The sequence below is a fragment of the Streptomyces sp. T028 genome (assembly GCF_048159505.1).
GTDB lineage: Bacteria > Actinomycetota > Actinomycetes > Streptomycetales > Streptomycetaceae > Streptomyces.
On sequence record NZ_JBLRVZ010000062.1, the window covers coordinates 13,861 to 31,871 of the forward strand.

The window sequence follows — 18,011 nt, forward strand, 5'->3', positions numbered from 1 at the left end:
CCTTCGATCCCTTCGATCCCTTCGATCCGTTCGACCTGTTCGCCCCTTCCTGACGGTCCTTCTGGTCGTCCTCGTCCTCGTCGCCGGGCCCGCGTGCGTCCCCGACGGGGAGTGGTCGGCGGGGGTGCCCGACGGGAAGACGGCCGGCGGGCCGCCATCCTCGCCCTTCGGGGCCTACGTCGGCTACGGCTCGGAGGGGGTGCGGCGGATCTCCGAGCTGGACGGCTGGCTCGGGCCGGCCACGCCCCGGGTCGGGCACGCCTATCTGGCGGGGGACAAGTGGGGCCATATCGAGGGGGATCCCGGCGATCTCCCCCACTGGGCGCAGTGGCGCCGGGCCCGCGCCGACCGGCTGTTCGTGCTGAACGTGCCGATGCTGGACCGGGCGGAGGCGCATCTGTCCGACCGTACGGTGCGCAGGCTGCTGCGCAACGGGGCGGACGGCGCGTACGACGCACACTTCCGGACGCTGGCCCGGCGGCTGGTGTCGCTCGGCATCCCGGACACCGTGCTGGTGGTGGGCTGGGAGATGAACGGGATCACCTACACGCACCGGTGCGGGCCCGATCCCGAGGCCTGGAAGGCGTACTGGGTGCGGATCGTGGAGACCATGCGGTCGGTGCGGGGGCAGCGGTTCCGGTTCGAGTTCGCGCCGAACCGGGGGCGGGACGCGATCCCGTGGCCCGCCTGCTATCCGGGCGACCGGTACGTCGACGTGATCGGCATGGACGCCTACGACCAGCCGAGCGGTATGTCCTTCGACGAACAGGTCCATGAGCCGTACGGCCTCGCCGAGCACGTACGGTTCGCGCGGGCGCACCGCAAGCCGTTCTCGTACCCGGAGTGGGGGCTGTTCCGCAACGGCGACAACCCGGCGTACGTACGCGGCATGCTCACCTGGTTCGCCCGGCAGCGGCCGCTGTACCAGACCATCAGCGACTACTGCCCGCACGGGGTGTGGCGGTGCCCGGAGAATCCGAGGTCCTCTCAGGTGTACCGGAGGCTGACGACGCAGCCGTTCGACTGAAATCCGGCGTGTGTCCGGCGGCGTGGCCGGGCCCTCCCCGCTGCCGGTCCGATGATCACACAATGCGACGAGTACCCTCCCTCGCTACGGCGACCGCCGGGCTGTCCGTCCTCCTGGTCCTGCTCACCGCCGCCCCCTCGGGCGCCGGAAGCGGCGACGACGACGGCAGCGACGGCCGCAACGGCAGCACCAGCGCCGGCGGAAGCCGCAGCGGCATCGGCATCGGCATCGGCAGCGATCCGGTCGTGGTCGATCCCTCCGGCCGTGCCGGCCACTGCCCCGTCGGCCGGCGCGGCCGCGACCCCCATCACCGCACCGGCGGCCCCTGGACCGCTCCCACCCGCGGCTACTGGCTCTCCGCCGGTTACGCGGCCAAGGGCGAGCGCTGGGCCCGCCGCCACACCGGGCAGGACTTCGCCGTCCCCACCGGCACGCCCGTGTACGCCGTCGGACCGGGCACGGTCGAGGCCACGACCTGCGGTGACGGCTTCGGCAACCAGGTCGTCGTCCGTCACCCCGGCGGCCACTTCACCCAGTACGCGCACCTCTCCCGCATCGACGTCCGCCGCGGCGACCGCGTCTTCCCCGGCACCCGCCTCGGCCTCTCCGGCGCCACCGGCAACGTCACCGGCCCCCATCTGCACTTCGAGGTGCGCATGACGCCGTACATCGGCTCGGCGGTAGCGCCGCTGCCCTGGCTTCGCGGCAAGGACGTACGGCTCGGCAGGTGAAACGGCGTGGACAGGAGCCGCGCCCCTGACCCATGCTCCGCCCATGATCCGAGCCGCCACCGTCGACGACGTCCCCGAGATCCGCGCGCTGATCCGCGAACTCGCCGCCTACGAGAAGGCCGAGCACGAGGCCCGCGCCACCGAGGAGCAGTTGCGGGAGGCCCTGTTCGGGGAGCGGCCCGCCGCGCAGGTGCTGATCGCGCAGGACGACGGCACGGCCGAGACCGTGGGGTTCGCCCTGTGGTTCCCCCGGTTCTCGACCTGGACCGGCACCCGGGCCATGCACCTGGAGGATCTCTACGTCCGGCCGCACGCGCGGGGTGCCGGTCACGGCATCGCCCTGCTCGGCGCCCTCGCGGCGACCTGCGTCCGCGAGGGCTGGGAGCGGTTCGAGTGGTGGGTGCTGGCCTGGAACGAGCCGACGGTCGACTTCTACACGTCGCTCGGGGTGGAGTTCCTCGACGAGTGGCGGATCTGCCGGCTCACCGGAGAGCCGCTGGCGGCTCTCGCAGCCCGCCACGTCATACCTATGGGGCGAAGGGGGAGGGATTGAGCAGACGGCGTTATGTCGCCCGGGGCGTGCCCGGGGGCTATCGCATCTGGGACAACCGGCGCCGGGGCTACTGGGGCGACTTCTACGAGCTGTGCCCGGACGACCTGCTGACCGCGCTGAACGCGGGGGCCGAGCAGGCCCGGATCATTGAGCTGATGCGCCGGTACAAGAAGGCGAAACGGTGACCGTGCCGGCGGGCCCGGTGAGCCTGCGCCATCCGTCCGGGTGACCCGGCATGCGCGGTGGCCCGGCGCCCCCTTCACTGGAAGGAGTCCCTCGGGAGACACCAGGAGGCGAGATGCCGCGCACCAAGGGCGTGCTGCTGACGGCGGTGGCGGTCTGCTGCGCCGTCGGCCTGACCGGCTGCTCGGACGACGACACCCCCTCGTCGGTGTCGTCCGCCGCGAGCAAGGCCGCCAGCATCGCCGCCTCCGCGGCGGAGTCGCTGGGCGGCGAGGCCTCGGCGGCCGCGTCCTCCCTCGCCTCGCAGGCGGCGTCCGCGTTCGAGTCGGCGACGGCCGAGGCGGGCCGGCAACTGGACGAGATCAAGAACGGCGTCGACGTGAAGTCCGACGTCAGGCTCGGCACCCCGGGCACGGACGGCGGCCGCTCCACGGTCGACGTCACCGTCACCAACACCGCCGACTCCACGAAGTCCTTCGCCGTCCAGGTCGACTACACCGACACCAGCGGCAACCTCCTCGACACGGTCGTCGTCACCGTCTCCGACGTGGCCGCCGGCAGGACCGGCACCGCGACGGCCCGCAGCAACCGTGACCTGTCCGGCACGGTGAAGACTGAGGTGGAGCGGGCGGTGCGGTACTGACATGCGTATCCGGCTGATCAGGAGTGGGGGACTGCTCGGCGTGCCCCGCCACGCCGAGGCCGACACCTCCGTCCGGCCCGACGGGGCCGCGCTGGAAGAGCTCGCGCACGAGGTCCTCGCCGAGGCGGACGGGCCGCCCCCGTCCGGGCCCGGTGTGCCCGACGCCTACCAGTACACGCTGACCGTCGACGACCAGCCGCCGGTGGAGTTCACCGATCCCGGGCTGACCGATGCCCAACTCCGGCTGGTGGAACGGGTACTGGGGGAGGGCTTCTGAGGTGTCCGTGCCGAGTCGTACGTGCTGAGTCATCCGTGCCGAGCATCGAGTAGCGCGCCCCTCGCCTGTTGAGTACCCGTACTCAGGAGACTTCGTTCCGCTTCCCGCAGGCTGATGACACACGCCGACGAGAGGTCGGCGCGAGTCGAGAGGGATCAGCCGTGCAGAAGAGCAGCCGAGTCCGCCGTAGGCCGTCCAAGTCCCTGCTGGGCCTGGCACTGGCCGGCGCCACCGCCACCATGCTGCTGTCCGCGTGCTCGTTCTCGATGCAGGACGCGCAGTGCAGCGGGGGCGAGTACCCGGTCCTCGCCGTCAACGGCAGCGGCGGCGCGTGCGTGGAGGACGGCCAGGAGCCCCCGAAGGGATACGCCCGCTACCCGGAGGGCAAGGTCCCCGAGTACGTCGACGACAAGTGGGACAAGTACTGGAACACCCACACCCTCGACGAGAACGGGAAGATCATCACGATCCCCGAGGGGCAGTGAGCCGCCACTTTCAACTTGCTTTGCCAACAGACGGTTTCTTGACCGGGATTGACGACCCGTTGACCACTTCTCTCCGCACTCCGGGGGAAATCGCGGGCGAGAGCTGACGGACCCCCGGCCTAGATTCGCCGCATGTCCATGCCACAGCCAAGGCCGGCCGCGGCCCTCCCCGTCCTGCCCTACCGCAAGCCCACCAAGGGCCGTGACTACTGGGTGCTGGACGACGTCTTCCCGGAGGCGGAGATCGCCGCGATCCGCGAGCGGTGCCTGGCCAGGGACGACTGGGTCAAGGGACACCCGTACACCTCGGAGAGCTGGCCGGGACTGCGCACCATGCCCGGCCTGGAGCCCGGTGAACTCGCCCGCGTGGAACGGCTGGTACGCAAGGCCACCGGGGCCCGACGCCTGTGGGTGCAGGAGGCGCCCGGCGGCGGCACCCTCAACCACAACTGCGTCCAGGTCGTCGGCGAGGGGGAGAGCAGCCCCCGCCCGCACTCGGACTCGCGCGCGCTGTGCCGGTACGCGGCCGTCCTGTACCTGAACCCCGCCGTGCCCAAGGACTGCGGGACCAGCTTCTACCGGCAGTCCCTGCCGGGCGGGCGGCTCGGCGGCAACATCGTCCAGGCCCCGCACACCAACCTCGTCGAGGCCCTCGGCACGCGGTTCGTCGCCCCCGACGCCTTCGAGGAGGACGTACGGGTCCCGCACCGCCACAACCGGCTGCTGCTCTACCACGCCAGCCTCGTGCACAGCGCGACCGGTTACTGCGGTACGACGCTGGAGGAGAAGCGGATGACGGCGGTGTTCTTCTGGATGGCGTGAACCACCCACCGTCCAGGTTTCAGGTGACCACCCCGAGGGCGGGGTCGGTGCCGCCGAGTCGGCGAACGCCGTCCGTCGTGCACACCACCGTGTCCCCGAGCCGCACCCCGAGGCGGCCGGGCAGCAGGACGCCCGCACCCACCTGGACGCACATACCGGGCGCGAGGAGCCGGGTGGCGCCCGGGGCGAGATACGGCGGCTCGTACGGGGTGACGCCGAGGCCGTGGCCGGTGACGGGGAGGGCGTCCGCGCCGTGTCCGGCGTTCGTGAGGACCGCACGGGCCGCCCGGTCCACCTCCCCGCACGGCACCCCGGGGAGCATCACCGCCAGGGCCGCCTCCTGGGCCGTACGGACGATCTCGTGCAGCCTGCGCACCTTGTCCGGCGGCGGGCCCACGTGGACCGTGCGGGTGAGGACGGAGGCGTAGCCGTCCCTGCGGCCCCCGAGGTCCAGGACGACCGTGTCGCCCGGTTCGATCCTGTGCTCGCCGGGCCGGTGGCGGGGGTCCGCGCCATGGGTGCCGCAGGCCACCCGGGCCCGGTCGACCCGGTCGTGGCCGTGGGCGCGCAGGAGGCCCGCGAGGTCGGCGGCCAGTTCGGACTCGCGGCGACCGGTGAACCGTAGGGCCAGGGCCGCCTCGTAGGCGGCGTCCACGGCGGCAGCCGCGGTGGCGAGGCGGGCCGTCTCCTCCTCGTCCTTGACCGCCCGGAACAGGGGGAGGGCGGTGGACAGGGGCCGGTAGGTGGTGAGAGGGAGCGCCTCCTCCAGGCCCAGGAGGTGGACGGACCAGGTGGCGTCGGTGATGCCGTAGTGGCCGTGCGGGAGGAGGAGGCCGGCCGCCGCGGCGTACGGGTCCTGGTCGTCCGCCCAGGCGGTGAGCCGTACGGCACCGGCGGCGGGGCCCGCCGAGGCGTCCGCGAGGTCACGGGCGGGGACCAGGAGGCGCGGCTCGGCCTCCGGGGTGAGGACGAGCAGGGTGAGCCGGTCCGGGGCGGCGCCTCGCCAGTGGCCGCACAGCCAGGTCAGATCGGGGCCGGGGGTGACGAGCAGCCCGGTGAGCCGGGCGGCGGCCGCCTGATCGGCGGCCCGGTGCAGACGCCCGGTGTGGACGTGCCGGGAGAAGGGCGCGGGCGCGCCGCTCTCCGTCTCGCACTCGTCGCACTCGTCGCACTCGTCGGGGCTCATACCTCCATTCGAACCGGCGAACGGCGGGGAGGAGGGGTGGGGAGGGCCGTACGGGTGGCGGAGAGTGCCGTACTCACCTGCCCGCCCTCACCTCGTCCCCCACCGCCACCCGCCCCGGTCTCCGTACCGCGAAGTACGCACCGAAGACGACCCCGCCGTCCGTTCTGCGGTAGTCGGCGAGGGTGCGCAGGGGTTCGGGGCCCGCCCGGCGGCCGGTGGTCTGGTCGACCATCGTCACGGCGCAGCGGACCGTGAGCTCGGTGAAGGCCAGTTCGGTGTCGGCGACGGCGAGGCGGGGGGTGTCGTCCTCGGTGTGGGGGGCGGTCCAGCCGTCGACGACGAGGTTGGGGCGGAACCGGTTCATGGGGAGCGGGCGGGCGCCGCGGGCGGCGATGCGCCGGTTCAGCGCGTCGAGACTGGCTCGGGAGACGACGTGGAGCCGGGAGGCGTTCCCTGCGGAGGCGCGGACGAGGCGGCTCGGTCGGCCCAGTACGTCCGTGAGCCAGGCGTCGGCCTCGGGGCCGGGGTCCCTGACCGTCAGCGGCTCGGCTTCCGGCGCCCTCAGCGTCAGCGCGCCGTCCGTCAGTTCCGGGGCGATCACGGCGAGCTTGGGGTCCGCGCCCTGCCAGCGGAGGTCGCCCCGGTCGTCGACGACCGCCCAGGCACGGTCGTCGAGGAGCCCCTCCGGGGTCACCGTCGCCTCCGTGAGAGCGACCCCCGCGCACCCCTTCACGGGGTGGTACGTGATCCCGACGACGTTCGCTCGCATGGACTCCCCCTCGCAGACGCCCTGTTCAGACATCAGTTTCTGATGGGAACTCATACGTCCGCAAAGATTTTACGAACCTCATAGAGTCGCGGCGGCACTTCCTGCGTACTCCTGTGCGTCCGACCCCGCCGGAGACCCACCGTCGGCGGATCCCCGACCGGGCAGGAGGAACGGTGCGACTCTCGCGGAACGCGATGGGAACTCTCTTCGTGGGCGGAGCCCTGACACTGACTCTGGGCGCCCTCGCCTATCCCTCCATGCTGGGGTTGGACACGGTGTCGACGTCCACCGACAGAGTCATCTCGAACACCCAGTGGGGTCCGCTGACCGAGGGCGACCGCGACTTCGTGGTGAAGGTGCGGGCCGCCGGTCTGTGGGAGTACCCGCTGGGCCAGATCGGTCTGCAGAAGGGGACGAGCAAGGCCGTCCTCACCGCGAGCGAGCACCTCGTCGACGGCCACGCCGCCCTCGACACCACCTGCCGCAAGATCGCGCCGATGCTGAACATCACGCTGCCCAACGTGGCGAGCCCCCAGCAGGAGGGCTTCGTGACCCAGCTGAAGGGCGAGACCGGCACGCAGTTCGACACCGACTTCGCCAACATCCTGCGCCAGACGCACGGTTCCATCTTCAACACCGTGGCGAAGATCCGGTCGACGACGAAGAACTCCCTGGTGCGCGCCCTGGCCGATCAGGCCAACGACACCGTTCTCGACCACATCACGGTGATGGAGCAGACCGGTCTGGTCGACTTCGACTCGACGATCTTCCAGCAGACCACCCCGCCCAAGCTGCCCAAGTCGGACCTGACCCCGCCGGCCCCGGTCGCCGGTCAGCCGCAGGTCGTGCTGACCGCGCCGCCGAACGCCACGTCCACGCCGGTGGACATCGACGGCATCGCGGGCCAGGCGGCCGGAAACGGCAACGCCAACGGCAATGCCAACGGAAACGGCAACGCGACGGCCGGCGGCACGGGAACGGGCAACTAGACCGGCAGACCGGCCGGATTGTCGTGTCCGGCGGCAGCGGGCCCGGCCCGGTGACGCTGCCGCCGGGCGCACCCCTCCACCGGAGGACCGTTCCGCTTGTGATGAAGTCGTGATGGAAACTTGAACGCTCGTGGGTTTATCCCAGGTTGACAGCGATCTGTCAGGCGAACGACGATGGGCGAACACTGTGGCGCCTGTGACCAGCGGGGCCCGTGTTTCTTCTGATCTGACCAATCAGCCCTGGCCTTGCCCTGGCATTCGCCAAGAAATGGATACACATGTCCATAGCGAGACGTGTCACCGTGCGCCGCCTGCTGGGAACGGGCGCCGCTTCGCTCACCCTCTGCGCCGCCTCCGTCGCGGCCGCCTCCGGCGCCTTCGCCAACTCCGGGCCCGGCGGCGACGGCTGGAAGTCCGGCGGGCACTACCAGCCCGGCACCGGCGCGGGCACCGAGACGGGGACCGACCGCTGCCAGTTCTCGCTCGACGGCAAGAACTTCTTCGACTCGGTGCGGGTCGACGACCAGAACCTCAAGCCGTCCCAGGACGGCAAGGTCCACGTCTCCGTCCGCACGGCCGGCGACGCGAGCACCTGCACCGCCTCCCTGGCCTCCTACCTCGCCCACGGCGCCACCTTCGCCACCTCCGGTGAGCAGGTCTTCGTCGACTTCGACACCGTCACGGTGAAGCCGGGCCAGACCGACACCCTCGACATCGCCGTCCCCGACGCGGGCTGCTACGCGCAGATCGACCTCTACCGGGGCGCGGTGAAGTTCGACGGCAAGCTCGACGCGAACGACGGTTTCGTCCACGGCGAGCTGCCCAAGGGGCCGGACCGCCCCGTCATCAAGGACAAGCTGATCGCGGCCTGGAACGGCGGCACGAAGGACTGCACGGTCACCGAGCAGCCCCCGGCCTCCCCGTCGGCCCCGGCCGGGGGCGGCGACTCCTCGCCGTCGCCGTCGGGCTCCGCCTCCACCCCCTCGGACTCCTCGTCCGAGAGCGCGTCCCCCTCGCCCTCCGCCTCGGAGTCCACGTCGACCGAGTCGGCCACGCCGACCCCGTCCGCCTCCGAGTCGAGCAGCACGCCCGTCACGGGCGGCGGCACCGGCGGTGACGGCGACCTCGCCACGACCGGCGCCAGCAGCAACACCCCGCTCCTCGCGGGCGGAGCCGCCGCGCTCCTGGCCGGCGGCGCCGCGATCGTCGTGGCCACCCGCCGCCGCAAGGCGACCCGCGCCTGACACTCGCTTCTCCGGCTTCTCCGGTACGTCCGCCCCGGCACCCTCAAGGCGCCGGGGCGGACGTGCGTCTCCGTAGGTTTCTCCGTGGATTCACCGATGTGCCGACGCCATCGCCCGGGCGAGGATGCGTGTCCACGTACTGCCTTCCGGCCGGAGCGAAAGGGCGTCCGCCTCGATGTTTCCCTGGATCATGTGGTCGGTCGTCATCCTGGCGCCGTTCGTCGTCGGAGGAACCCTCGCGGTCCGCACCGCGCGCCGGGCGAACAAGGCGGACCGGGCGATGCGCGTCCTCGCCGCACGTCCCGGCTGGAGCCCGGTCAAGGTCGGCAAGGACGAAGGGAGATGGGCCGGGTACGCGGGCCACTTCCCCTGGCTGCTGCGCACCCTGCCCGGCTTCGCCGTGACCGGCCCGTTCGACGACCACCGGCTCACCGTCGCCAGACTCTGGGAGCCGGTCGGGCGCCGGGACATGCGGCACTGGCTGGTCGTCTGCTTCGACGTGCCCTGCGACGGCCCCTCCCTCCGACTGGAGCGCGGCTGGAGTGCGGCTGAGCTCAACCTGCGCTGCGAGGGGCTTCCCTACCTGCCGATGAGCGAGGACCAGGCGGGGACGGTCGAGCGGTTCTACGCATCCGATCTGCCCGGACGCCTGGTGAAGCTCGATGGACCGGCGGTCTCGCTGTACACGGCCGGGGTGTGCTTCGTGTACCCGATGCCCGACGTGCGGAACATGGACCTCCTGCTGGAGGAACTGGCCGACCTGATCCCGGCCCTCACCGCGTTGGCCCGGGTCTAGGCCCGCTCCACCGTCCCCAGGTACAGCCGCGCGTACCGTTCCGGGTCCACGTCCAACCCCACGTCCACCAGGGCGTGTTCGTGGATGCCGTGGTGTGCCTCGGACACGCCGGGGCGCGGGCGGCGGTCGACGATCGTCTGGCCGCGGGTCGGGCCGGGGGCCAGGGAGACCTCCACGGGGAGCGGGCGGGTGGTGAGGCCCGCCGGGTCGACGACCGCGCAGACCGCGCCCGCGTCGCCGAGGCCCCCGGCGGACTCGTCGGCGTCGGCCTCGGGCGCGGGCGGCCGGTGGGCCAGCAGTTCGCCCGCCAGCCGCGTGCCCGGTTCCGTGCTCGCGCGCAGCCGCCGTACGTCCTCCCCCGGCACCACCACCCGCTGGAACACGTCGAGCCCGTACATCGTGATCGGCACCCCGGCCGTCAGCAGGATCGCCGCTGCCTCCGGGTCGTGCCACACGTTGAACTCCGCGACGGGCGTTGCGTTCCCGGCGGCCACCGCGCCGCCCATGAACACGATCCGACCGATGTTGCGGGTCACCTCGGGGTGGGTGCGCAGGAGCAGCGCGATGTTGGTCAGGGGCGCGGTGGGGATCAGCGTGACCGGGCGGGGCGAGGCGAGGATCTCGCGGCGCAGCAGCGTCACCGCGTCCACGTCGACGGGGGTGCGGGAAGGGGCGGGCAGACGGGCGATGTCGCCCATGCCGTCCTTGCCGTGCGTGGTCGCCGGACGGGCGGGCTCGATCAACGGCCGCTCCGCGCCCCGCGCGACCGGTACCTCCCCGGCGCCCGCCACGTCCAGCACGGTGAGGGTGTTGCGGACCACGCCGTCGACGTCCGTGTTCCCGGCGACACAGGTCACCGCCCGCAGGTCCAGCCCCGGATGCCGTACGGCGAACAGCAGCGCGAGGGCGTCGTCGACCCCCGTGTCACAGTCCATGATCACGGGGATGGGGATCACGGGGATGGGCCACTGCTCGGTCATCCGACGACTCCTTCCGCATGCGGGCACGTTCGGTCCCACAGTTCCCTCGTTCCACCGGGCGCAGCAACGCCCGTAACCCGTACGGCCCGCCGCGCTGGTCGGTCCGCGCGGGCGGTGTTGCCGTGAGAGGAGGCACGTATCCCCACGTCAGGAGGCACCCCCGATGGCCCGTCGCGTTCTCCTCGCCTCCGCCCTGCTGCTGACGACCGTCACCGGGTGCGCCGCCCTCGGCCTGGAGCATCCGCCGACGGCAGCCCCCGCCGACCCGACCGCCCAGACGTCGGCGAGCAAGTCCGCCGCGCCGGCCGCCCCGCGCGTCCTCAGCGACAGCCAGGCGCAGGACGCGCTCATCACCCCCGAGGACCTCGGCGCGCCCTGGCTCCCGACCGGGGGCGCGGCCACCTGGCGGGACGGGCTGCTGAAGGCGAGCACGTCCGTCGCCGAGTGCCAGAAGCTGCTCGACGCGCTCTACACCGACGAGCTGTTCGGCGCCCCCGCCCGCGCGGTCGTCGGGCTCGACGACCCCGACGCCGCCGCCCAGCTGCGCTACCAGCTCACCGGTCGGGGCCCGGCGGACGTGGACCGGACGCTGGCCTGGCTGAGGTCGCTGCCGCAGAAGTGCGCCCGGTTCACGGCCACGGCCGGCGAGGACACGGTGGAGGACGTGCAGGTGACCGACCTGCCGCTGCCGGAGGTGGGGGACGCGAGGCAGGGGCTGCGGGTGACGTTCACGCTGTGGGGGACCGCCGAGGACAACGCCGGCGGGGAGCCGACCGTCCTCGCGCTGGACGTGGCGGCCGTACGGGCGGGCGAGGACGGGTTCGCCCTGACCAACGGCGGCCTGGGCGACGTACCGAACGAGGCGACGCAGGCGGCGGTGCAGCTGGGGGTGCGGCGGCTGGCGGATGTGCGGAAGCAGGGGAAGGTGCAGGTCTGACGGCAGCCGAGCGCATCGCCTGGGCCTCTCGGTCGCGGTCGTCTCGGTCGCGGTCGTCTCAGTCGCGGTCGTGTCAGTCGCGGTCGTCGAAACGGGTGCGTCGGCCGACCACGTCCCGGCCCTCGTCAAGGACCGTGCGGTCGTGTGCGAAGGCGTGCGCCCGCAGCCGGGCCAGCGCCTCGTCGGCGCCGACGCCGAGCTGGGCCATGACCATCCCGACGGCCTGGTGGACGACGTCGTGGTCGGTGGCGAGGGCGCTCAGCCAGGGCTCCTCACCGGGCGGGCGCAGCCCCTCGTCCTCCCCGAGCGGCAGCGACATCAGGGCCGCCGTCAGCACGTCCGCCACGAGCCGTGCCGTACGCACCTCGTCCCCGGCCAGCTCACCGGGGACGTCCCGGTACAGGTCGAGGGTGCCCACGCAGGCCATACGGTCGCCGAGCGGCAGCGCGTACACCGCGCGCACCCCGGCCGCCGCGGCCTGCTGGGCGAACACGGGCCAGCGGACGGCGTCCCGGCCGGTCGTCAGATCGCAGGCGTACACGGGCGCACCGGTCTCGGCGGCCCGCAGGCAGGGCCCGTCGCCCAGGGTGGCCTGCATCTCCATCAGCTGCGCGGCCCGTGCGCTGCTCGCGCTCAGCGGTACGGGCAGCCCCTCGCCCCACAGCGCCACGCTCGCCCCGCTCACCGGCAGCAGCCGCACCGCCGCGGCGCACAGCCGCTCGGGCACGTCGGCCGGTTCGGCATCGCGCACCGCGTCGGCGAGCACCGCCGCGATCCGCTCGCGCTCACGGTCGGACACGGCGACCACCTCCGCGCGTGGGGCCGGTCGGCCGGCTCCCCGCGCTCGTCGGGTACCCTCCGCCGACCGGCGGAACCGGCACTTCCCGAAGCTTCTACGGCTTCTCGTACGGGTCCGCGGGCTGCTTCACCCGGGTCACCTCCGCCGCATCGAGCACCGGTGGCCAGGCCGCGTCGGAGCCCAGTGTGCCCTTGGGGCGCCAGGTGCCGGTGACGGTGACCCAGGTGTCGGTGGGCGGGGCGTCGTCGTCCGCGCCCCGGATCTCGACCTTGCCGGTGGTGGCGTCGGCGGCACAGCAGGAGACGACGAGCCGGGTGACGTACCAGGCGCCGTCGTCGCCTCGGGTGACGAAGCCGGTGAGCCGGACGGTACGGCCCTTCAGGGAGCGGCCGCTGTCGTAGATCGCGCGGGAACCGAACTCGGCGACGGTGAGGGTCAGGGGGTCGCCCTCGGGGAGCGCCGGGAAGGTCCCGACGCCCTGCGCGGCCCGCTGGGCGGCCTCGCGGCCGGCGCTGTAGGAGCCGAGGGCGGGGGGCGGGAAGAGGAGGAGCGCGAGGGCGGGGAGGGTGAGGAGCCAGGCGGTGCGGGGGCCGTGACTGTGCCCGTGCCCGTGCTCGTGCTCCTGCTCCTGCTCCTGCTCCTGCTCCTGCTCGCGGTTGCGGGGTGCCGCTGCGCCCACCCTCCCCCACTCTCGGCTTCGCTCGAGCGGGGGGACCTCCATCGCCCCAGCGGCACGACTGCCCGCAGCCAGGTGCGTCACAACGCCCAGCAGCACCAGCGCCACCCCCGAGACGATCAGGTAGGGGCGCAGGCCCGCCTGGACGTACCGCAGGTAGAGGTCGCTGAAGAGGGTGATGCGCAGGACGGCCGCTCCCGTGAGCAGGAGGAGGACCGTCGGTCCGTGACGCCTCACAGCAGCCACCACCCCACCAGCACACTGGCCGCCACGGCCACCAGCCAGGTGACGGAGGCGAACCGGACGGCGAAGGAGCGGCCGAAGGTGCCCGCCTGGAGGGCGAGGAGCTTCAGGTCGACCATCGGCCCGACCACCATGAACGCCAGCCGGGCGGTCGCCGGGAACGCGCTGAGCGAGGCGGCGACGAATGCGTCGGCCTCGCTGCACACGCACAGCACGACGGCCAGGAGGGCCAGCAGCGGTACGGCGATCCAGACGGACCCGGTGAAGACGTCGAGGACGGACCGGGGGACGGCGATGTTGAAGGTCGCGGCGGCCCCGGCACCCAGCACGAGAAAGCCGCCGGCGTGCAGGAAGTCGTGCTGGAGTCCGATGAGGAAGGCACGCGGGCCGGTGGCGTCGGGGGTTTCCCGCTTCGGCAACCGCAGCCACTCCTCCCTCCCGAACCGCGCCCACAGCCAGCCCATGACGACGGCGGTGGCGAGGGAGGCGAGGAGCCGGGCGAGGACCATCTCCGGTCGCCCCGGGAAGGCGATGGAGGTGGCGACGAGCACGACGGGGTTGATCGCGGGGGCGGAGAGCAGGAAGGCGAGGGCGGCGGCCGGGGCGACCCCGCGCCGCATCAGGCTCCCCGCCACGGGCACGGACGCACACTCGCAGCCCGGCAGCACGGCACCGGCGACACCGGCGACGGGGACGGCGAGGGCGGGGTTGGCGGGGAGAAGCCGTCTCAGGACCCGCTCGGGCACGAAGGCGCCGATCGCCGCGGAGACGACCGTACCGAGCAGCAGGAACGGCACCCCTTGCACGGCGACGGCGGTGAACACGGTCCACCAGGCGGCCACGGGCGGGGTGTACAGATCGAGCGCGAGCAGGGGCCCGAGCACGGACACGACGGTCCCGATGGCGACGAGCGCGGCCCCACCGAGCACGGCGTACACGAGCGCCCGCACGACGACTCGCAGCCCGTCGCCGACCGCCCGTTGACTCAACACCCGCGGGACGCTAGCGACGCACCCTGTGCACGGCCCGGGACCCACCCCGGTGGAACCTGTGATTCCGGCCGGGCGGTTCAGTCCGTCCCCGTGTGCCGCGTGGGAAGGTTCAGCGAGAACACCGAGCCCACGCCGGGTTCGCTGGCCGCCTCGGCCGTTCCGCCGTGGGCGGCGACGAGTTGGCGGACGATGGCGAGGCCCAGCCCGCTGCCCCCGGTGCGGCGGCTGCGGGACTTCTCCGCGCGCCAGAACCGGTCGAAGACGTGGGGCAGATCCTCGGAAGGGATGCCGCTGCCGGTGTCGGCCACCTCGAAGACGGCTCGCTCGGCCCAACCGTCCCGGGCATCCCGGCCGTCCCGGGCGTCCTGGGCCGGCTCGCCGCGCGCGGTGAGGGTGACCGTGCCGCCGGCCGGCGTGTGGCGGATCGCGTTGGAGACCAGGTTGCCGAGCGCCTGCCGCATCCGGACGGGGTCGGCCTGCAGCCAGAGGGCGTCGTCGGCCTTCGTCAGCAGGGTGACGCCGGCCGTGTCCGCCCCGACGCGGTGGGCGGCGGCGACCTGGGCGAGCAGTTCGTCGGCGAGCACGTATTCGGGGTGCAGACGGAGGGTGCCCGCGTCGGCGGCCGCGAGATCCTGGAGGTCGTCGATGACGCGCTGGAGCAGCAGCGCCTCTTCGTGCAGGGAGTCGAGCAGGTCCGGGTCCGGGTCGACCGTGCCGTCCCGGGTGACCTCCAGCCAGCCGCGGATGTTGGTGAGCGGGGTGCGCAGTTCGTGGGCGATGTCGCTGATCAGCGCCTTGCGCTGGGTCTCCAGACGTTCCCGGCGGTCGGCGAGGTCGTTGAACGCCTCGGCCAGGATGCCGGTTTCGTCCCGCGTGGTGACGGGGACGCGCAGGTGCAGCTCGGGCGACTGCCGGGCCGCCTGGGTCAGCGCGCGCAGCGGCCGGACGAGCCGGGTGGCGACCACCGCGGTCACCGCCACGGTGAGGGCGAGGACCAGACCGGCGGCGCCGACGACCTTGGCCTTGTTGGCCGGTGACATGTCGAAGCGGGGTGCGACGGTGTCCCCCGTGCCGAGGAACAGCTCGGCCGCGGGGGCGACGTACGGGTCGAGCTGAGCGCGGAACGCGCTGTCCACACAGCCCTGCGCCGCACGGCCGGTGGCGGTGTCCTGCCGGTCGTTGTACCGCTCGTAGACGGCCCGGGGCCGCAGGGTCCGGTCCCAGGGGTTGGTCCTGACGAAGAGGGGCGAGTCGAGCTTCACCTGCTGTCGCGTCAGACACGACCGGGCCGCCCGGGTCAGCGCGTCCACGGCTTTCTGCTCCGTGATCATCGGCGCGTAGATGCTTTCGCCGGCGCACTGCTCCTGGTCGACACCGAGGACGGTCTCTCCTTCCTCGTCGACGAGCCGCGAACGCCCGGTGGGCGTCTCCACGAGCGTGGTCCGCAGGCCGCCGCGGGACAGGCACTCCTGCTGCTTCTCGGCCAGGCGGTGCGACTCGGTGCGCTCGCCGGCCGTCAGCCGGAACGGCCCGACGGCCCGCGGATCGACGCCGCTGTTCTGCTCACCGGGGTCCGTGAAGGTGTCGGTGTGCAGGGGGTCGACGGTCGCCGCCGCCCGGGGTGGCAGCGAGGTGCCGTGCGCGGCGGAGTCGGCGATGACCGAACCGTCCACGGTGGTCAGTGCGATACGCCGGCCCGTCTTCGCGGACAGGGCGCGCACCGTGGCGTCGACCCGGCCCCAGTCGGCATGGGCGGCGGCGTACCCGCTGAGCCGCTGCAGGATGTCCATGTCGTCGGCGAGGACCTGTCCCTGTTCCTCGCGCAGGGCGCGGGTGGTGGTCTGCACGGCCAGCCAGGCGGTCGCCGCGACGGAGCACAGGGCGATGAGGACCGAGGTGATCATCAGCCGTACGAGGAGACGCTTGTGCAGCGGGATGCCGCGGCTCACGCGGCTCACGCGGCTCACGCGCGGTCGCCGCTGAGCTTGTAGCCCACACCGAAGACGGTCAGCAGCCGGACCGGTCTGCGCGGGTCCCGCTCGGTCTTCTTGCGCAGGTTCATGATGTGCACGTCGATCGCCCGCTCGGTGGAGGCCCGGTCGAAGCCCCGGGTGCACTGCAGCAACTGCCGCCGGGAGAAGACCCGTTCGGGCTCGGAGGCCATGGCGAGGAGGATCTCGTACTCGGCCGGGGTCACCTCGACGAGCGCGCCGTCGCAGCGCACCTCGTGCCGTAGGAGGTCCACGGCGATCCCCCCGGCCCGTACGACACGGTCCTCGCTCCGGCCTGCTGCGCGCTCGCTGCGCCGCAGGACCGTGCGGATACGGGCCATCAGCTCGCGCGGGCTGTAGGGCTTGGTCATGTAGTCGTCCGCGCCGAGCTCCAGGCCGAGCAGTACGTCGTCCTCGGTGGAGCGGGCGGTGAGCATGAGCACGGGGATGTCGTCGTCGCGGCGCAGTTCGAGGCACACCCCGTACCCGTCGATGACCGGCAGCATCAGATCCAGGACGACCAGGTCGGGCCGGTGCCGGCGGGCCGACTCCAGCGCGGCCGAACCGTCGTGGACGACGGTGGCGGTATGCCCCTCCTTCAGGAGGGAACGGCGTATCAGCTCCGCCTGCTTCTCGTCGTCCTCGGCCACCAGTACGTATGCGCACACGCGGCTGATGCTAAGCGGAGGGTTGCGTTCGAAGGCGGCCGGTTGGAGAGGCTTGAGAGGCTTCCCACATGCTCACGGTTTCCTGACATCTCCGTGCCGTGGGCTCAGCGGCTCAGCGAGTCGGCGTCGCCCATGACGACGACGGGGTGCAGGGCGGGGTCCAGTGCGCGCAGCAGCTCCCTCATACGGTCCTTGCGCAGGCTGACGCAGCCGTGCGTGGGCCCGCCGTGGTCGACGTGGATCCATATGCCGCCGCCGCGGCCCGTGCCGAGCGGCCGGGTCCAGTCCAGGGGCGAAGTGCCCGGCGTACGGTTGTAGTTGATGGCGACCACGTAGTCGAACGAGCCCGCCAGCGACTCTCCCTCGAAGCCCGTGCCGGACACGGTGAACGCGCCGGAGCGGTCGTAGGGCAGCCGGGACCCGGGGTCGGCGAGCAGCCCGCCGGCGTCCGTGAGGCCGAAGACGCCGATGGGTGAGCGCAGGTCACCGGCCATGTGGTGGTCGCTCCAGCCATCGCGCGCGTTGTGCGCGGACCAGCTCGCCCCGGCCTTCCAGCCCGCCTCGGTGCGCTCGTACAGCACCACGGTGGACAGCGACGAGTCCTTGTCGCGGCCGGTCACCACGACAACCTGCCGGGTCCCGGCCGGCACCTCGGCCAGGGTCTCGGGCCCGAGCCCCGGAAGCTGCTGCGGCAGTTTCTGCGCCACTTCCTGCGCCACTTCCTGCGCCAGTTCCCGCGCCAGTTCCTGCGCCGCTTCCTGCGACTTCTGCCGGGCCTCCTTCAGAGAGACCTCGGGCAGGGACGACGGCGCCCCGCCCTGTGCGGACGGCACGGCCGACGTGCGTCCGGGCGAGGCCTGCGCGCCGCCGCCCCCGCAGCCGGTGAGCATGAGGGACACGGCCAGGGCCGCTACGAGGACGCACAGCGCCGCCGGTCGCGGCGCGTTGCGGCGGATGGGTCGGATCATGCTTCGACCCTGGCCGACACCTGTGAGGAACTCGTCAGGTTCGCGAGCGCGG

General features: G+C 72.8%; 21 protein-coding genes. 12 read left to right on the forward strand and 9 right to left on the reverse strand.

Features of this window, described 5'->3' with window-relative positions:
* The first annotated feature begins 49 nt into the window (after nt 1-49).
* The 8 genes from ACLZN2_RS44660 (at nt 50) to ACLZN2_RS44695 (ending at nt 4,721) form a co-directional block, all read left to right on the forward strand.
* Complete coding sequence (locus ACLZN2_RS44660; RefSeq protein WP_416985651.1) at nt 50-1,027, forward strand: glycoside hydrolase family 26 protein; 978 nt, start codon at nt 50-52, stop codon at nt 1,025-1,027.
* Between the two features lie 62 nt (nt 1,028-1,089).
* Nucleotides 1,090-1,758: a M23 family metallopeptidase gene (locus ACLZN2_RS44665; RefSeq protein WP_416985589.1), complete on the forward strand. Its 669-nt coding sequence runs from the start codon at nt 1,090-1,092 to the stop codon at nt 1,756-1,758.
* A gap of 43 nt (nt 1,759-1,801) precedes the next feature.
* Complete coding sequence (locus tag ACLZN2_RS44670) at nt 1,802-2,311, forward strand: GNAT family N-acetyltransferase (RefSeq protein WP_416985591.1); 510 nt, start codon at nt 1,802-1,804, stop codon at nt 2,309-2,311.
* Nucleotides 2,308-2,496 carry a hypothetical protein gene (locus tag ACLZN2_RS44675; RefSeq protein WP_416985593.1) on the forward strand — a complete coding sequence of 63 codons (189 nt, stop codon included), beginning with the start codon at nt 2,308-2,310 and terminating at the stop codon, nt 2,494-2,496. Before ACLZN2_RS44670 ends, ACLZN2_RS44675 begins: the two co-directional genes overlap by 4 nt.
* A gap of 113 nt (nt 2,497-2,609) precedes the next feature.
* Nucleotides 2,610-3,137 (forward strand): hypothetical protein, encoded by a 528-nt coding sequence (locus tag ACLZN2_RS44680; protein ID WP_416985595.1) that lies wholly within the window; start codon nt 2,610-2,612, stop codon nt 3,135-3,137.
* Nucleotide 3,138: 1 nt separating this feature from the next.
* Nucleotides 3,139-3,414, forward strand: coding sequence for a protealysin inhibitor emfourin (locus ACLZN2_RS44685; RefSeq protein WP_416985596.1), 276 nt, complete (start codon nt 3,139-3,141; stop codon nt 3,412-3,414).
* 161 nt (nt 3,415-3,575) lie between these two features.
* Nucleotides 3,576-3,899, forward strand: coding sequence for an SCO0607 family lipoprotein (locus ACLZN2_RS44690; RefSeq protein ID WP_416985597.1), 324 nt, complete (start codon nt 3,576-3,578; stop codon nt 3,897-3,899).
* Between the two features lie 132 nt (nt 3,900-4,031).
* On the forward strand, nt 4,032-4,721 hold the full coding sequence (locus ACLZN2_RS44695) for a DUF6445 family protein (protein ID WP_416985598.1): 690 nt from the start codon (nt 4,032-4,034) through the stop codon (nt 4,719-4,721).
* Between the two features lie 19 nt (nt 4,722-4,740).
* On the opposite strand, the gene ACLZN2_RS44700 is transcribed toward ACLZN2_RS44695, so the two are convergent.
* Together ACLZN2_RS44700 and ACLZN2_RS44705 are read right to left on the reverse strand one after the other, a co-directional pair.
* Nucleotides 4,741-5,907 carry a M24 family metallopeptidase gene (locus ACLZN2_RS44700; protein WP_416985600.1) on the reverse strand — a complete coding sequence of 389 codons (1,167 nt, stop codon included), beginning with the start codon at nt 5,905-5,907 and terminating at the stop codon, nt 4,741-4,743.
* A 73-nt stretch (nt 5,908-5,980) separates the two neighbouring features.
* On the reverse strand, nt 5,981-6,676 hold the full coding sequence (locus ACLZN2_RS44705; RefSeq protein ID WP_416985602.1) for an MOSC domain-containing protein: 696 nt from the start codon (nt 6,674-6,676) through the stop codon (nt 5,981-5,983).
* A 194-nt stretch (nt 6,677-6,870) separates the two neighbouring features.
* Between ACLZN2_RS44705 and ACLZN2_RS44710 the strand changes: the two genes are divergently transcribed.
* The 3 genes from ACLZN2_RS44710 (at nt 6,871) to ACLZN2_RS44720 (ending at nt 9,705) form a co-directional block, all read left to right on the forward strand.
* On the forward strand, nt 6,871-7,665 hold the full coding sequence (locus tag ACLZN2_RS44710; RefSeq protein ID WP_416985653.1) for a DUF4142 domain-containing protein: 795 nt from the start codon (nt 6,871-6,873) through the stop codon (nt 7,663-7,665).
* A gap of 278 nt (nt 7,666-7,943) precedes the next feature.
* Nucleotides 7,944-8,909, forward strand: coding sequence for an LAETG motif-containing sortase-dependent surface protein (locus tag ACLZN2_RS44715; RefSeq protein ID WP_416985604.1), 966 nt, complete (start codon nt 7,944-7,946; stop codon nt 8,907-8,909).
* Between the two features lie 175 nt (nt 8,910-9,084).
* Nucleotides 9,085-9,705, forward strand: coding sequence for a hypothetical protein (locus ACLZN2_RS44720; protein WP_416985605.1), 621 nt, complete (start codon nt 9,085-9,087; stop codon nt 9,703-9,705).
* On the opposite strand, the gene ACLZN2_RS44725 is transcribed toward ACLZN2_RS44720, so the two are convergent.
* On the reverse strand, nt 9,702-10,685 hold the full coding sequence (locus ACLZN2_RS44725; RefSeq protein ID WP_416985606.1) for a nucleoside hydrolase: 984 nt from the start codon (nt 10,683-10,685) through the stop codon (nt 9,702-9,704). The two genes, ACLZN2_RS44720 and ACLZN2_RS44725, sit on opposite strands and share 4 nt — an antisense overlap.
* Nucleotides 10,686-10,848: 163 nt before the next feature.
* Here ACLZN2_RS44725 and ACLZN2_RS44730 point away from each other — a divergent pair, with 163 nt between their 5' ends.
* Nucleotides 10,849-11,622, forward strand: coding sequence for a hypothetical protein (locus ACLZN2_RS44730; RefSeq protein ID WP_416985607.1), 774 nt, complete (start codon nt 10,849-10,851; stop codon nt 11,620-11,622).
* Nucleotides 11,623-11,695: 73 nt separating this feature from the next.
* On the opposite strand, the gene ACLZN2_RS44735 is transcribed toward ACLZN2_RS44730, so the two are convergent.
* From ACLZN2_RS44735 to ACLZN2_RS44760, 6 genes are all read right to left on the reverse strand, one after another.
* Nucleotides 11,696-12,421, reverse strand: coding sequence for a GAF and ANTAR domain-containing protein (locus ACLZN2_RS44735; protein WP_416985608.1), 726 nt, complete (start codon nt 12,419-12,421; stop codon nt 11,696-11,698).
* 94 nt (nt 12,422-12,515) lie between these two features.
* Nucleotides 12,516-13,334, reverse strand: a complete 819-nt coding sequence (locus tag ACLZN2_RS44740) for a TIGR03943 family putative permease subunit (protein ID WP_416985610.1) — start codon at nt 13,332-13,334, stop codon at nt 12,516-12,518.
* The gene (locus ACLZN2_RS44745; protein ID WP_416985611.1) at nt 13,331-14,332 is read right to left on the reverse strand and encodes a permease; all 1,002 of its coding nucleotides are present in this window, start codon (nt 14,330-14,332) and stop codon (nt 13,331-13,333) included. Before ACLZN2_RS44745 ends, ACLZN2_RS44740 begins: the two co-directional genes overlap by 4 nt.
* Nucleotides 14,333-14,409: 77 nt before the next feature.
* Nucleotides 14,410-16,281, reverse strand: coding sequence for a sensor histidine kinase (locus tag ACLZN2_RS44750; protein WP_416985655.1), 1,872 nt, complete (start codon nt 16,279-16,281; stop codon nt 14,410-14,412).
* Nucleotides 16,282-16,295: 14 nt separating this feature from the next.
* On the reverse strand, nt 16,296-16,991 hold the full coding sequence (locus ACLZN2_RS44755; RefSeq protein ID WP_416985612.1) for a response regulator: 696 nt from the start codon (nt 16,989-16,991) through the stop codon (nt 16,296-16,298).
* A 104-nt stretch (nt 16,992-17,095) separates the two neighbouring features.
* A complete protein-coding gene (locus ACLZN2_RS44760) occupies nt 17,096-17,959 on the reverse strand; it encodes a L,D-transpeptidase family protein (RefSeq protein ID WP_416985614.1) in 864 nt (287 codons plus the stop codon).
* Nucleotides 17,960-18,011: the final 52 nt, after the last annotated feature.